General features: G+C 64.7%; 15 protein-coding genes. 1 reads left to right on the forward strand and 14 read right to left on the reverse strand.

The window, feature by feature from the left end; translation table 11 throughout:
• Positions 1-94: 94 nt before the first annotated feature.
• The 10 genes from lnt to tsaB all read right to left on the reverse strand — a co-directional run bounded on the left by lnt (position 95) and on the right by tsaB (position 8837).
• Positions 95-1708, reverse strand: a complete 1614-nt coding sequence (gene lnt / locus AC0L3X_RS11905) for an apolipoprotein N-acyltransferase (RefSeq protein WP_063980133.1) — start codon at positions 1706-1708, stop codon at positions 95-97.
• Positions 1705-2823 carry a hemolysin family protein gene (locus tag AC0L3X_RS11910; protein WP_063980132.1) on the reverse strand — a complete coding sequence of 373 codons (1119 nt, stop codon included), beginning with the start codon at positions 2821-2823 and terminating at the stop codon, positions 1705-1707. The genes lnt and AC0L3X_RS11910 overlap by 4 nt, the downstream gene beginning before the upstream one ends.
• Before the next feature lies 1 nt (position 2824).
• A complete protein-coding gene (gene ybeY, locus AC0L3X_RS11915; RefSeq protein WP_223153827.1) occupies positions 2825-3313 on the reverse strand; it encodes an rRNA maturation RNase YbeY in 489 nt (162 codons plus the stop codon).
• Between the two features lie 82 nt (positions 3314-3395).
• Positions 3396-4391, reverse strand: a complete 996-nt coding sequence (locus AC0L3X_RS11920) for a PhoH family protein (RefSeq protein WP_063980131.1) — start codon at positions 4389-4391, stop codon at positions 3396-3398.
• Positions 4392-4455: 64 nt separating this feature from the next.
• Positions 4456-5850: a tRNA (N6-isopentenyl adenosine(37)-C2)-methylthiotransferase MiaB gene (gene miaB, locus AC0L3X_RS11925; RefSeq protein WP_063980130.1), complete on the reverse strand. Its 1395-nt coding sequence runs from the start codon at positions 5848-5850 to the stop codon at positions 4456-4458.
• Positions 5851-6004: 154 nt separating this feature from the next.
• Positions 6005-6412: a hypothetical protein gene (locus tag AC0L3X_RS11930; protein WP_063980129.1), complete on the reverse strand. Its 408-nt coding sequence runs from the start codon at positions 6410-6412 to the stop codon at positions 6005-6007.
• Between the two features lie 16 nt (positions 6413-6428).
• Entirely contained in the window at positions 6429-7112 is a 684-nt protein-coding gene (locus AC0L3X_RS11935) for an HAD family hydrolase (RefSeq protein ID WP_063980128.1), read from the reverse strand.
• 52 nt (positions 7113-7164) lie between these two features.
• Positions 7165-7620, reverse strand: a complete 456-nt coding sequence (locus AC0L3X_RS11940; protein WP_028150589.1) for a Fur family transcriptional regulator — start codon at positions 7618-7620, stop codon at positions 7165-7167.
• 39 nt (positions 7621-7659) lie between these two features.
• Positions 7660-8145 carry a ribosomal protein S18-alanine N-acetyltransferase gene (rimI, locus tag AC0L3X_RS11945; RefSeq protein ID WP_063980127.1) on the reverse strand — a complete coding sequence of 162 codons (486 nt, stop codon included), beginning with the start codon at positions 8143-8145 and terminating at the stop codon, positions 7660-7662.
• The gene (gene tsaB / locus AC0L3X_RS11950; RefSeq protein ID WP_063980126.1) at positions 8142-8837 is read right to left on the reverse strand and encodes a tRNA (adenosine(37)-N6)-threonylcarbamoyltransferase complex dimerization subunit type 1 TsaB; all 696 of its coding nucleotides are present in this window, start codon (positions 8835-8837) and stop codon (positions 8142-8144) included. The genes rimI and tsaB overlap by 4 nt, the downstream gene beginning before the upstream one ends.
• 306 nt (positions 8838-9143) lie before the next feature.
• On the opposite strand from tsaB, the gene AC0L3X_RS11955 reads away from it, so the two are divergent.
• Positions 9144-10829 (forward strand): methyl-accepting chemotaxis protein, encoded by a 1686-nt coding sequence (locus AC0L3X_RS11955; protein WP_063980125.1) that lies wholly within the window; start codon positions 9144-9146, stop codon positions 10827-10829.
• 110 nt (positions 10830-10939) lie between these two features.
• On the opposite strand, the gene AC0L3X_RS11960 is transcribed toward AC0L3X_RS11955, so the two are convergent.
• The 4 genes from AC0L3X_RS11960 to murJ form a co-directional block, all read right to left on the reverse strand.
• Positions 10940-11509, reverse strand: coding sequence for a NifU family protein (locus tag AC0L3X_RS11960; RefSeq protein WP_063985958.1), 570 nt, complete (start codon positions 11507-11509; stop codon positions 10940-10942).
• Between the two features lie 300 nt (positions 11510-11809).
• The gene (locus AC0L3X_RS11965) at positions 11810-12304 is read right to left on the reverse strand and encodes a universal stress protein (protein ID WP_063980124.1); all 495 of its coding nucleotides are present in this window, start codon (positions 12302-12304) and stop codon (positions 11810-11812) included.
• A gap of 110 nt (positions 12305-12414) precedes the next feature.
• Positions 12415-13467, reverse strand: a complete 1053-nt coding sequence (gene trpS / locus AC0L3X_RS11970) for a tryptophan--tRNA ligase (RefSeq protein ID WP_473316414.1) — start codon at positions 13465-13467, stop codon at positions 12415-12417.
• A gap of 75 nt (positions 13468-13542) precedes the next feature.
• Positions 13543-15093, reverse strand: coding sequence for a murein biosynthesis integral membrane protein MurJ (gene murJ, locus AC0L3X_RS11975; RefSeq protein WP_063980122.1), 1551 nt, complete (start codon positions 15091-15093; stop codon positions 13543-13545).
• Between the last annotated feature and the right edge of the window lie 66 nt (positions 15094-15159).

The raw sequence follows: 15159 nt of genomic DNA on the forward strand, positions 1-15159 counted from the left end.
GCAGCCGGTGCAGAATGAGGAGGGCGCGTGCAGTCTGTCAACCGTGGGACTACGGTTGTCAAAGGATTCCGGTCGCGGCGGCCGCGAGGCGTGATCAGGGGTGCCGTTTGGCAACACGTCGGCGGACCGCCAGAAACACGGCCAGCGCAACGAGCATGGCTGCGGGCACGTCGCCCACCCGCGCATAGACGGTCGGCGGAATTGCGGCGGGCAGGTTTGCATCCAAAATGCCTTCGACGCCGAGGCCGAGGCTGGCAACGGTTCGTCCCACCGGATCGATCACCGCTGACACGCCGGTATTGGCGGACCGGACCAGCGGCAATCCGAGCTCGATCGCACGCATCCGGGCCTGCTCGAGATGCTGATAGGGACCGGTCGATATGCCGAACCAGCCGTCATTGGTGAGGTTCACGATCCAGCCCGGACGCTCATTGCGGCCGGCGACCTCGCCTGGAAAAATTGCTTCGTAACAGATCAGCGGCAGCGCGGGCGGCGCGCCGGGCACCGATAGCGCATGTCGCACGCTGCCCGGAATGAATCCGCCGCGCACGCGCGTGAGTTGCTCAAAGCCGAGCTTCTCCATCAAGTCCTGGTAGGGCAGGAATTCGCCGAACGGCACGAGGTGCAGCTTGTCATAGACCGAAAGCACGCTGCCGTCGTGATCGATCACGTAGATCGAGTTGTAGGCGCGCGTGATCGGCGTGCCCCGCGGCAGGTCGGGGGCGCGAACCGAGCCCGTGATCAGCACCGTACCCTTCGGCAGCAGCTCGGCGATCTGCGCCATCGCGTCGGCTTCGCGGGTCAGGAAGAACGGAAAGGCGGATTCCGGCCAGATCAGGATGGTGGCATCGCGCACGCCGGTCGATTGCGGCCCCGAGGCGCGGTCCGACAGCGCCAGGTATTTCTTCATCACCTCCGCCTTGGCGGCGTAGTTGAATTTCGCGTCCTGCTGGAGGTCCGGCTGCATCAGGCGCAGCTTCGCGCCCGCGACCATCGTGGTCGGATGCAGCGACAGGCGGATCGCGCCGAAGATGCTCATGACAATCAGAAGGGCAATCGCAGCAGCCGGCGCGCGCCATGCCGGGCGGCGATCGGGCGTACGGTCGATCAGCGCCGCCGGGCTTGCGAAGATCGCAACGCTAAGGAACGTCATGCCCCACAGGCCGATCAGCGACGCTGTCTGCGCCAGCGGCAGCGGCTCTGACAGGGCATAGCCGAACGCGTTCCAGGGGAAACCGGTCAATGCGTGACCACGCAGCCATTCGGCGATGGTGAGACTTGCGGCGAGCGCGAGGATGCGCGTGGCATCCTTGGTCCAGAGCAGGCGGGCCAGCGCGAATCCGATCGCGGTGAAGATGGAGAGATAGGCCGGCAGGCCAAGCACGGCGAACGGCGTCAGCCACGCGAACACGTCGGCGTCGACGAAGAAGGCGTAGCCGATCCAGTAGAGGCCGGGGACGAAATAGCCGAGCCCGAACCAATAGCCCGTCAGTGCCGCGGCAGGGACGCCGCGATATCGTCCGGCGCCCGCGCCGTCGATCAGCCAGACCAGCACCGGGAAGGTGATGAACAGCACCGGAAAGACATTGAATGGCGCCAGCGCCAGCACCGACAGCGCACCGCATCCCATCGCGATGAGCGCACGCTTCCATCCCCAGGTGAGGATGATGGCAAGCGCAATCTGCCGAAACCGCTGGAACGGGCTCACTGCGAACCGGTCCCGTCGCTTGGCGGCGGGACGGGCGTGTCGCTGGAAGGCGGTTGACCGCTCTCCGGCGTGGCTTCGCGGCGGCGGCTCTCGCGCTGGGTACGCGGCGCAGGGCGCTCCTTCCGTGTCGAGATGCGCAGCCGCTTGACGCGGCGCGGATCGGCATCGAGCACCTCGATCTCGTAATGGCCGGGGCCGGAGATCACCTCGCCGCGCACCGGCAGGCGCCCGACGAAGCTGACGAGATAGCCGCCGAGCGTCTCGACTTCCTCACCCGCCTCGCCGGTGACGAAATCCTCTCCGATCACCGTGCGGACGTCGTCGAGGCTGGCGCGGGCGTCTGCAATGAAGGCGTTGTCGGGCAGCCGCACGATCGAGGGCGGCTCGTCGCTGTCATGCTCGTCGTCGATCTCGCCGACGATCTGCTCGACGATGTCCTCGAGCGAAACCAGTCCGTCGCTGCCGCCATATTCGTCGACCACCAGCGCCAGATGAATGCGCGTCGCCTGCATCTGCGCCAGCAGGTCGATCGCCCGCATCGACGGCGGCACGTAGAGCAGCTTGCGGATGATGCGCGCATCCTGCAGCGGTAGCGCCAGGTCGACCGTACGCAGGTCGAGGCCGGCCGGCAGCGGTTTCTTGCGCTTGGTTTTCGTGGCCTCGGACACCCGTGCGCGCGCGGTCATGAAAGCGAGCAGATCGCGGATGTGGACGATGCCGACGGGGTCGTCCAGCGTCTCGTTGTAGACGACGAGACGCGAATGGCCGGCGCTCTCGAAGCGGTCCATCAATTCGCCGAGCGGGATGTCGCGCTTCACCGCGATGATGTCGGCACGATGCACCATGACGTCGGCGATGCGGCGCTCGTGCAGACCGAGGATGTTGCGCAACATGGTGCGCTCGACGGTCGAGAAGCCGGTGTCGTCAGGCGTCGTGGCATCGAGCACGACCTGGAGATCGTCGCGCACCGATCCCGCCTTCCAGCCGAACAGGGTGCGAATGGCACGCAGCAGCCAGCCTTCCGCGGTCGGCCGCATCACCTCGCCTGATGTCACCACGACCGGCAAATTGGCGGTATTGCGCGGATTGTCGTGAATAGGGTCGGAATCGGGCATCTCAATGCGTCCCCGGGCGGTCTGCATAGGGATCGGGTATGCCGAGATGAGACAGGATCTCTCGTTCGAGCGCTTCCATCTCCTCCGCGTCGCCATCGTTCTCGTGATCGTAGCCGACCAGGTGCAGGAAACCATGCACGGCGAGATGGCTCAAATGATGATCGAACGGCTTCTGTTCCTCGTCCGCCTCGCGCCGCATGGTCTCGTAGGCGATCGCGATGTCGCCGAGCATGCGCGGCGCATCGCCTTCCTTCCACTCGCCCTCCGGCTGGAGCGCGGGAAACGACAGCACGTTGGTCGGCTTGTCGATGCCGCGCCAGTTGCTGTTGAGCGTACGGATACCGGCATCATCGGTCAGCATCACGGCCACTTCGGCGTCGGCAACGTCCTCGTCGACACTCTCGGCGGCGGCCGCCACCGCACGCTGGATCACCGCTTCGGAATCGGGTTCGCGCTGCCAGCAATCGGCAACGACGAGGACCTCGGTCATGGGAAGGTTTGGATGTGACATCTTGTCTGTTCGGAACCAAAGGACGCCCTGTCCGCGCCCGTATGGTCCGGTTGTTGTCTCGTCAGGATTTACCGGCGGCCGGCCGCTGCGGCTGCCCCTCATAGGCAGAGACGATTCGTGCCACGAGCTCGTGGCGGATCACGTCCTCGGCTTTGAAATGAACTTGTGCAATACCTTCGACGCCGCCCAGCAGGCGCGTCGCTTCCGCAAGGCCCGAAGTCTGGCCGTTCGGCAGGTCGATCTGCGAGGGATCGCCGGTCACGATCATGCGGCTGTTCTCGCCGAGACGGGTCAAGAACATCTTCATCTGCATAGACGTGGTGTTCTGCGCCTCGTCCAGGATGATCGCGGCGTTGGTCAGCGTGCGGCCGCGCATGAAGGCGAGCGGCGCGATCTCGATCTCGCCGGTCTGGAGCGCCCGCTCGACGATGCGCGCGTCCATGAGATCGTAAAGCGCGTCGTAGATCGGACGGAGATACGGATCGACCTTCTCGCGGAGATCGCCGGGCAAAAAGCCGAGCCGCTCGCCGGCCTCGACCGCCGGACGCGACAGGATGATCTTGTCGACTTCCTTGCGCTCGAACAGCTGCGCGGCATGCGCGACCGCGAGCCAGGTCTTGCCGGTGCCGGCGGGGCCGATGCCGAACACCAGCTCGTGGCGCTTCAGCGCGCGGATGTAGGAATCCTGCGCGGCAGTGCGTGCGCGCACCGGGCGCTTGCGCAAATTGATGCTGTCGAAGGTGGATTTGGCCGATTTGGCGTCGAATTCGAACAGCGAGCCCTGTGCGATCACGGCGCGGATCGCGCCTTCGACTTCGCCCTGGTCGAGATCCTGCCCCTTCACGGCCTGCGCGTAGAGTGTCTCCAGCACGCGGCGCGCGGCGTCGCAGCCGTCGCGCGTGCCGCCGATGGTGATGTGGTTGCCCTTGGAGTCGACCACGACGCCGAGCCGCCGCTCGATCTGGGCGAGATGCTGGCCGTAGGGGCCGACCAACGCGGATGCGGCGCGGTTGTCGTCGAAGTCGATGACGACCTGGGTCTCGGGCGGAACTTGCATGTCGCGGTCAAATTTGCGGCTGGGAGCGAACGAAGACGAATCCGATGCGCTTTTTGGCAAGGGTTCAGGCTCCAATGGCTTGCGATAAAGCGGGCTCGCGCGCGTTACGCGGCGTCACGAGCTCACCGAGGAAACTATAGCGTTCGAGGCTGTCGATCCGGACCGGCAGGATTTGTCCGATGATGTCGGGCGAGGCCATCACATGCGCAGGCTGGAGGAAGGCAGTGCGGCCGACGATCTGGCCCTCCTTGCGGGCCGGACGCTCGAACAGCACATCGACCGTTGAGCCAATCGCGGCCTTGTTGAAGGCCGATTGCTGGCTGTCGATCAGTTCCTGGAGCCGCTCCAATCGCTGGTCCATCTCGGCGGGGGACACCGTCTCCTGCATATCCGCGGCCGGCGTTCCCGGCCGGGCGGAGTATTTGAACGAATATGCGGCAGCGTAGCCGATTTGCGTGACAAGCGCGAGGGTGGCGAGAAAATCTTGCTCGCTTTCACCGGGGAAGCCCACGATAAAATCTGATGAAAAAGCAATGTCTTGGCGCGCGGACCGGAAACGGTCGATGACACGCCGATAATCATCGGCGGTATGTTTCCGGTTCATGGCGGCAAGAATCCGGTCCGAACCCGACTGCACCGGCAGGTGCACGAACGGCATCAGCTCGCCGAGATCGCGATGGGCTGCAATCAAACTGTCATCGACATCGCGGGGATGGCTGGTCGAATAGCGCAGCCGCGCGATGCCGGGAATCTTCGCCAGATGTTCGAGCAATCGGCCGAGCGGCCAGCTTGTCCCGTCCGGTCCCTCGCCATGATAGGCGTTGACGTTCTGCCCGATCAGCGTGAGCTCCCGGACGCCGTTGTCAGTCAGCCGCTTCACGTCATCGACGATCTTCGCCACGGGACGCGAGACTTCGGCGCCGCGCGTATAGGGCACCACGCAGAAGGTGCAGAATTTGTCGCAGCCCTCCTGCACCGTGACGAAAGCGGAAATGCCGCGCGCGCGGATTGCATCGGGTTTTGGCTGGGCCAGGAAGCCGAACTTGTCAGCCGCGGGAAATTCGGTCTCGATCGCGCGGCCTTCGTCGCGCGCTCGCTTCAACAACTCCGGAAGGTGATGATAGCTCTGCGGGCCGACCACGACGTCCACCACCGGCGCGCGGCGCGTGATCTCAGCACCCTCGGCCTGCGCCACGCAGCCCGCCACCGCGATCTGCATCGCCCGGCCCCCGCGCGCGGCCTCGTCCTTGGCAACCCGCAGCCGGCCAAGCTCGGAATAGACCTTTTCGGAGGCCTTCTCGCGGATATGGCAGGTGTTGAGGATGACGAGGTCGGCATCCTCCGCGTTGGCCGTCTCCACGAATCCTTCCGGAGCCAGCGTGTCCACCATGCGCTGGGCATCGTAGACGTTCATCTGGCAGCCATATGATTTGATGTGCAGCTTGCGCGGCGGCGTCATGGAACCCGGAATTGAGGTGGAGGACGCCCCTCAGATATAGGCTGGAGGGGCGAAAATCCAGCGAATGGAGCCCTCAACGGGATTCCGGGCGCTCCCAAAGGGGAGACAGGTCCCAAAACCCCTCGAATCGGGCCCGCCTGGCGTGGATCCAGCACTACACGCGAGGGGCGGCGAGCCATTCCGGAAAAAACTCTTCCTGCGCGTCGACCGAGGCCGGGGTCACATCAGGCCCGGTGTCGAAGATTTCGACGAGGTCGGCCATGCGCGCATGGACACCTTTCTTCATCCGGTATGCCTTCAGCCCGGCTCCCATGTCCCTCGCCATTGCGGACGGATACACATTGAGGCTGGCGCCGTAGCAGAATGGGATAAGCCCTTCACGCTCGAGCTGACGGCGGATCAAGCACAGGGCCTCGAAGAAATCGGGGGCTTCAGCTTCGATCATCTTTCCGCGATAGGTGCAGGTCAGCTTGCAGACGACAGGATCAATTTCGTACTCGGTGATTACTGCCCTTTCGTCGTTACTGCCGCCGATCAGAGCGATGTTGTGTTGCTCGTCCATGGTCCCGACACGCTCTTTACGACCGAAGCTCGGCCATACCGACGTTTCGCTGGACCAACTCCGGCAACTGATGCATGTCGGCAAAGGTCAGGTCGGCCCCGGCCTTGCGCAGGGTCTCGGCATGGCCGTCCCCGCAATGGCTGCCCCCATGGAAGCCGAACACGGTCATGCCGGCCGCTCGCGCCCCGGCGATGCCGGCCAGGCTGTCCTCGATCACGACGCAGCGCTCGGGCGCCACGCCCATTTCCTTGGCCGCGAACAGGAACAGGTCCGGTGCCGGCTTGCCGTTCTTGACCTGCGAGGCCGAGAAGATGTTCGGCGCGAGGCGCTCATAGAGGCCCGTGCTTCCCAGGCTCACCTGCATGCGCTGATGCGAGCCGCTCGAGGCGACGCAGACGGCCTGCGTGACGACATCGAGCACATCGTGGATGCCGCGGATCGCTTCGAGGTCGGCTTCGAACGAGCGGAACAGCTCGTCCTGCAGATCGCTGTGATAGGCCTCGGGCAATTTGCGACCGAGCTCGGTCTCGATCTCCAGATTGGCCTGCCGCGTCGAGCGACCGAGGAAGCGCGCGAATACCTGCTCCGAGGTGATGGAATAGCCGTGCCGCGTGAGTACATCGGCATGGGCGCGACAGGAGATCACCTCGCTGTCCACGAGCACGCCGTCGCAATCGAAGATGATGAGATCTATAGGCACGAGGGCATGATCCGGAAAAGTGTGAAGCGGTTTTCCGACAAGATCATGCCACTTAAGACGTCGGCTTGTCGTCGTCGAGCGGGACGCAATAGAGCTCGAGCCGATGGTCGACCAGCTTGTAGCCGAGCTTGCGGGCGATCTCCGCCTGCAGCTTCTCGATCTCCTCGGAGGTGAACTCGATCACCTTGCCGTCGCGCAGATTGATGAGGTGGTCGTGATGGCTGTCGCGCATCGTCTCGTAGCGCGCGCGGCCCTCGCGGAAATCATGGCGCTCGATGATGCCGGCATCCTCGAACAGCTTGACGGTGCGATACACGGTCGAGATCGAGATCTTGTCGTCGACGGCGACGCAGCGCCGGTACAGTTCCTCGACGTCGGGGTGGTCGACCGATTCCGCCAGCACGCGGGCGATGACACGGCGCTGCTCGGTCATGCGCATGCCGGTGGCGGCGCAGCGAGCCTCGATGCCGGTCGCCTTGGAGGCGGAGGAAGGTTTAAGTCCAGTCATAGTGTGTCTGCCTGACGGGGGCGCTTTCTGCCATCAATGTTACGACAAGTCACGTCGCATCAGAAGTGCGTTCAATTGTTCCCCGTTGGGCTGCTTATAGTAGCGTTCGCGGCGCCCGACCACCATGAATCCGGCCCGATCGTAGAGCCGCCGCGCCGGCTGGTTATTTTCCTCGACTTCGAGAAATATTGTGCGCACGCCGCGCCCTGCGAGGTGGCCGAGATGCGTCATCAGCAGCGTGCCGGACAGCCCGCGGCCGCGGTGAGCCTGGTCGACCGCGATGGAGAGGATTTCCGCTTCGTCCGCGCCGATCCGCGACACCGCGAATCCGATGGTCTTGCGGCCGAGCCGCAACCGGTGCACGAGCGTGTTGCGCTCGCCGATCATGCCTTCGAACTCGCCTTCGCCCCAGCCGCGGGCAAAGGATTGTCCGTGCAGCTGCGCCAGCCGCGCGGCGTCGCGCGTGGAGGCCGGCTCGACGGCGGCCGTGCCGCCGCGCCACCATTCCGAAAGCCATCTCATCATGAGGTTGCGGCTTGTGCTGCGAACGGTGGCTGTGCGGCCGGCTTTGCGTCGGGTGCCTTCAGATAGAACGGCCGCGCCGGCGTGGTTTCGGGATTGGCCGCGGCGCCGAGCCAGGCGACCCAGCCGATGTCGGGCGCGGGCTGGGCGTCGACCGCAACGGGTTGCGGACCGTCCTTCGGCCAGCGATCGGCGAGGATCTTTGCGGCATTGCCGACCAGATGCGGCGCACCGAATTGCGAGGCCGCGATCGCCGCGTCAATTGGCACGACGCTCGGCCGCACCAGCGGGCTACCGTCGCCGGCTACGATCTGGAAGTAGACGTGATCGTGCCGCGCATCGATCGCCGAGATCACCGGCGCCGTTCCGCTCTGGCCGACGACGGTGGCGGCATAGGCCGAAAGCGTCGTCAGCCCGACCGCGGGCCGCTTCGCCGCAAGCGCAAGGCCGCGCGCCGCCGAAATGCCGACCCTCAGGCCCGTGAAGCTTCCGGGACCGACGGTGACGGCGATGCGGTCGAGCGAGGTGAAGGCAAGATCGGCCGATTGCATCACACGCGCGATCATCGGCATCAGCGCTTCGGCGTGGCCGCGCTTCATCAGAAGCGATTCCTCCGCAAGCAGCTGGACGGCGTCGGTGTCGAGAACGGCAGCCGCGCACGCTTCCAGCGCGGTATCGATGGCAAGGATCAGCATCGAATCAGCTTAGTCGGTCGAGCCGCGGTCGAACCAGTCCAAGTTTGATTTCTCGACAGGCGCACGATCGGCCCCGTAATTCTACGTGGACGCGAAGGCGACAAAATTTTCGCTCCCCATTTTCGATGCGGATGCATCAATTTGCAACCTTAGAGATAGCTAAGTGATTGAAATGTTGGCATTTTAAGTAATCATTAGCAAACCAATGACACCGTCAACGGGCGGGAGAGTGAGTCAACGACGACTCAGACGGGGCGCTTTGGCAGATCAAGCCGCGCCTGTTCGGTCATTTGGAAGGGTTCATTTATGTCTTTTTGGCGAAGCGGTTCTTCGGCTAGGGAGGCTTTGGCTCAGGTCATTGCACTCGGCAAGTCGCAGGCGGTCATCGAATTTAATCTCGACGGCACCATTATCACGGCCAACCAGAATTTCCTGGACGCGATGGGCTACCGGCTCGACGAGATCGCCGGCAAGCACCACAGCATGTTCGTGATGCCGGAGGAGCGGGGCAGCGCGGCCTATCGCGAGTTTTGGGCGCAGCTCGGCCGCGGCGCATATCAATCAGCCGAATACAAGCGGCTCGGCAAGGGCGGCCGCGAGATCTGGATCCAGGCGTCCTACAATCCGATCATCGACGAGGCCGGCAAGCCGGTGAAGGTCGTCAAGTTCGCGACCGACATCACCGCGCGCAAGATCCGCAGCCTCGAAGATGCCGGCAAGATTTCCGCGATCGGCCGCGCCCAGGCGGTGATCGAGTTTAATCTCGACGGCACCATCATCACCGCCAACGAGAATTTCCTGAGCACGGTGGGGTATCGGCTCGACGAGATCCAGGGGCAGCATCACAGCATATTCGTGGGGGCAGGTGAGCGCGATAGCGCAGCCTATCGCGAATTCTGGGCCAAGCTCGGCCGCGGCGAATTCCAGTCCGGCGAATACAAGCGCTTCGGCAAGGGCGGCAAGGAGGTCTGGATTCTCGCTTCCTACAATCCGATCCTCGATGAGACCGGCAAGCCGTTCAAGGTGGTGAAGTTCGCGACCGACGTCAGTGCGCAGAAGCTGTCGAATGCGAATTTTGCCGGGCAGATCGAGGCGATCGGCAAGTCGCAGGCCGTGATCGAGTTCAGCATGGACGGTAAGGTTTTGACAGCCAACGAAAACTTCCTCGGCGCGCTCGGCTATACGCTGTCCGAGATCGTCGGCAAGCATCACAGCATGTTCGTGGGCACTGACGAGCGCGACAGCGAAGCCTATCGGGCCTTCTGGGCCAGGCTGAACGCCGGTGAATTCCAGTCCGGCGAATATCAGCGCGTCGGCAAGGGTGGCCGGCAGGTCTGGATCCAGGCCTCCTACAACCCGATCCGCGACCTCAACGGCAATCCGTTCAAGGTCGTGAAATACGCCTCCGACACCACCGCCCAGGTGATCGCGCGCAAGCGCAGCGAGAAGGTGCGCGATATGATGGAATCGGTCGCCGCTGGCGCCGAGGAGCTCAACGCCTCGGTGCGCGAGATTGCCGAGGCAATGACGCGCTCGCGCGAGACCGCATCGACCGCGGTCGATCGGGTCGAGGCGGCGGACCATCAGGCGCAGCGGCTGACGCAGGCGGCGGAGTCGATGAGCATGATCGTGCAGCTGATCGGCAGCATCACCGGTCAGATCAATCTGCTGGCGCTGAACGCCACCATCGAATCCGCGCGCGCCGGCGAGGCCGGTCGCGGCTTTGCCGTGGTGGCATCTGAAGTGAAGAACCTCGCCAATCAGGCCAAGCAGGCCGCCGACCGGATCGAGCAGGAGATCGGCAATCTGAACGGCATCTCGGTCGACGTGGTCGCCGCGCTGGGGGCGATCCGGGGCGCGATCGAGGGCGTCAGCGAATATGTGTCGTCAACGGCCGCCGCCGTCGAGGAGCAGAGCACCGTCACCAGCGAAATGTCGGCGAGCATGCGCAAGGCCGCGGAAGAGGCGGCGAGCATCGGCCAAGCGGCGTAGGAGAGATCTCGTAGGGTGGGCAAAGCGAAGCGTGCCCACCTCTTCTTTTCGCGATGATTGCATGGTGGGCACGGCGCAAGCGCGCCTTTGCCCACCCTACGGCACTTCGCCTACATCGGCCGAACTTCGACCACGTCGGGCACGAAATGCTTCAGCAAATTCTGAATGCCGTGCTGGAGCGTCGCGGTCGACGACGGGCAGCCGGCGCATGAGCCCTTCATGTTGAGATAGACGATCCCGTCCTTGAAGCCGCGGAAGGTGATGTCGCCGCCGTCATTGGCGACCGCGGGCCGCACGCGGGTCTCGATCAGATCCTTGATCATGTCGACCGTCTCGGCATCGGACTCGTCGAAGAACTCATCCTCGTCGTCGAGATCGGCATCGCTTGGAGCCGCGCCATCGGCGAGCAACGGCGCGCCGGACATGTAGTGCTCCATGATGGCGCCGAGGATCGCGGGCTTGAGCTGCTGCCATTCACCGTTCGCCTTGGTCACGGTGATGAAATCCGATCCATAGAACACGCCGGTGACGCCGGGCACGTCGAACAGCTTTTCGGCCAGCGGCGAGCGCGTGGCCGATTCGCGGCTCGAAAATTCCATCGGGCCGCCGTCGACGACGACGCGGCCGGGAATGAACTTCAGCGTGGCGGGATTGGGGGTGGCTTCGGTTTGAATGAACATGGTTTTCTCCAGACGTCGCCGGTTCAAGGCCGGCGCGCAAGCTATCCAGTAGCAGATGGCGACGGGGAACGCACGGTCAAGGGGTGGGTAGGACGTTTCGTTGCGATATCAGCGGGTTAGGACACTTTAATATTCCCGCGCCGTCATGGCCGGGCTTGACCCGGCCATCCACGCCTTGCTTCGTGGCGCCAAGAACGTGGATGCCCGGGCCTTCGCCGCGCCGAAGCGGCTTCGGCCGCGCAGGCGGGACAAGCCCGGGCATGACGGATATCTGGTTGGCCGCAGTCCAGATAGGGACGCCTACGACAGCGAATCCACGCTTCCATCGCTCAGCGCGCCCGAGATGATCGTCACCGGCACCGGGAACGTGCCCAGTTCATGCGCCAGCAGCGAGACCAGCGGTCCCGGACCCTCCGCGCCGGGATTGGCGGCGAGCACCAGCATGGCGATGTCAGGGTCCTCGTCGATCACGGCGAGCAGTTGTTCCATTGCATCGCCTTCGCGGATCACCCGCTCCGGCGTGATCGCGGCGATGCCGTTGGCGCGGCCGGCGGCGCGGTCGAGCGCGGCTTCCGCCGCCTCCTGCGCCTCGGCGCGCATGATCTCGGCCACCCCGAGCCATTCCTGACTCTGCTGCTCGGGCTCGATGATGCGCAGCATGACCACACCGCCGCCGGCGCGGATCGCCCAGCGGCTGGCATAGTAGACCGCGCGATCCCATTCGGCGGTGTCATCGACGATCACGAGGCATTTGGGCTTGTGACCCGGCTCGAAGCAAAGTCGCTTGCTGGTCATGCATGTCCCGGAATGTGCACGGCCGGCATGCTGCCACACTCCCTCACGCTTGGGGAGAGGAGAAGCTGCCGGCGCAGTGGGCGCCGGCCGGGTCTCGCAAATGCGGGAAATCAGCGCCGGCGGATGAAGCCGACGATGTCCTTCGAGAGCTTCATGGTCTCGTCGGCGATCGCGCGGGCCCGGTCGGCGCCATCGTTCAGGATCGCGTCGATATGGCCGGGGTCGGCGACGAGGCGCTTCATCTCGCCGGCGATCGGCGAGAGTTTCGTGACGCACAGATCCACCAGCGCATTCTTGAAGCTGGAGAACTGGCCGCCGCCGAATTCGCGCAGCACGTCAGCCTTGGAGCGGCCGGAGAGCGCGGCGAAGATGCCGACGAGATTGTCGGCCTCGGGGCGCGCTTCCAAGCCCTTTTCCTCTGACGGCAGCGGCTCCGGATCGGTCTTCGCCTTGCGCACCTTCTGCGCGATGGTGTCGGCGTCGTCGGTCAGATTGATGCGCGAATTGTCGGACGCGTCCGACTTCGACATCTTCTTGGTGCCGTCGCGCAGGCTCATCACGCGCGTCGCGGGGCCCGTGATCAGCGGCTCCGGCAGCGGGAAGAACAGGCCGTCATTGGCGCCGAGGTTGCGGATCGAGTCGCCAAAGTCGTTGTTGAACTTCTGCGCGATGTCGCGAGAGAGCTCGAGATGCTGCTTCTGGTCCTCGCCGACCGGAACGTGGGTGGCGCGGTACAGCAGAATGTCGGCGGCCATCAGCACGGGATAGTCGAACAGACCCACGGAAGCGTTCTCGCGGTCCTTGCCGGCCTTCTCCTTGAACTGGGTCATGCGGCCCAGCCAACCCATGCGCGCGACGCAGTTGAAGATCCAGGCGAGCTCGGCGTGGCCGGAGACCTGGCTCTGGTTGAACACGATGTGCTTCTTCGGATCGATGCCGCTCGCGATGAACGCCGCGGTCACCTCGCGGGTGTTGCGCGCGAGCTCGACCGGTCCGCCCCAGACGTCCACGCCTTGCGTGATTGCGTGCATGTCGACGACGCAATAGATGCAGTTGTGGGTTTCCTGCATCTTCGCGAAGTTGACGATCGCGCCGAGGTAATTGCCGAGATGCAGATTGCCCGTCGGCTGGACGCCCGAAAAGACCCGTTCAACGAATGCCATGGTAAGTCTTCCTGGAAGGTATTCGGCCGTCGTTTCCAACAGCGGCGCTGCCCCGTCAAGGGTAATTCGATGGCGTCAAGCCTCGGACTCGGTCCGGGCCGGGCGCTTCAGCGCGTTAGCCGCCTCGCGCCACGAGGCCGCGCCGAGGACCTGCAGGAGCACGCCATAGACGGCGATTCCGGCTGCGATCTGCACGCCCAGGACGATGAAGCGGATCAGCCCATGCGCCTCGGCGGGCGTCAGACCGGTCGTGAGCCAAAGCAGGGCGCCCATGGCAGCCGCGGCGAGCATGATCCGCGGCAGCCGGTTGCGGGCGGCCGCATCGACCGAGAAGCCGAACTCGCTGGTGCCTTTCCGCAGCAGCGAGATCGCGCTGCTCCAGGCGCCGGCCGCGATGCTGGCAGCGATTCCGCTCGCGCCAAGGACGTGTCCGAGCACGACAGCGAGGGCGATCGCGACCACAAAGCCCTTGGCGGTCGCCAGCAGCGGCGTCATCGTGTCGCTGCGGGCAAAGTAGGCCGGCGACAGCGCCTTGATCAGCACATGCGCCGGCAGGCCCAGCGCCAGCCACATCAGCGCATGTGCGGTGGCCGTGCTGTCGTCCGCGCCGAATGCGCCATGCTCGAACAACAGTCGCACGATCGGTTCGGCCAGAACGATCAGGCCGAGCGTCGCGGGCAGCGCCAGCCCGGTCGCCAGTTCCAGCGCGCGCGATTCCGCATGCGCCACGGCGTCACGGTCGCCGCTACGCACCGCGCGCGTCAGCTCCGGCACCAGCACCGTGCCCATCGCGACGCCGACGATACCGAGCGGCAGCTCGATCAGGCGGTTGGCGAAATAGAGCCAGGACACGGCGGAGGGCGTTGCAGAGGCGATGATCGCGCCCGCGACCATCAGCCATTGCGGGCCCGAGCTTGCGATCATGCCGGGGATTGCCTTGGCGAAAAAGCCGCGCATCTCCTGGTCGAAGCTGATCCGCAGCGGCGTCGCCAGTCGCGCGCTTCGCTGCGACAGCAGCATCAGCAATTGCAGCAGTCCGGCCACGCCGACGGTCGCCGCCAGCATCCATGCTGCGAAGCCGGCGTCGGCATGCCAGACGAGCAGCATCGCAATGGCCGCAATCAGCGCGATGTTGAACAGCAGCGGCGAGAATGCTGTGAGTGCAAAGCGCCCCTGCGCATTGAGCAGCCCCATCAGCACGGTGACAGGTCCGGCGAAGGCGAGATAGGGCAGCATCAGCCGCGCGTTCGCGACGGCAAGATCGAGCGTGCCGCTGCCGAGAAAACCCGGCGCGATGATCGTGATGATCAATGGCATCAACAGCGCAATCACGATCGAGATCGCGATCAGCGCCGCGCTGACCGTGCCGAGCACGCGTCCGGCGAAGGCGGAAGCGGCCGCTTCGCCGTCGCGGTCACGGACGCGTAGCCAGGCCGGGATCAGGGCAGCGTTCAGCGCCCCCTCGCTGAGCAGTCGCCGAACCACATTGACGAGCTGAAACGCGGCCAGAAACGCATCGGCCACCGCGCCCGTGCCCAACAGTGCAGCAATCATCGAATCGCGTGCAAAACCAAGCAGCCGCGAGGCCAGTGTTCCCGTTGAAACTGTCAGGAAAGAGCGGATCATTGCGCCGACATAATACCGTTGCTTGCCCGCTTGGGGCCGGTCGTGATAGGCCGCGAGCCAGATTTC

It is taken from the genome of Bradyrhizobium sp. MI1.7, from assembly GCF_055811795.1.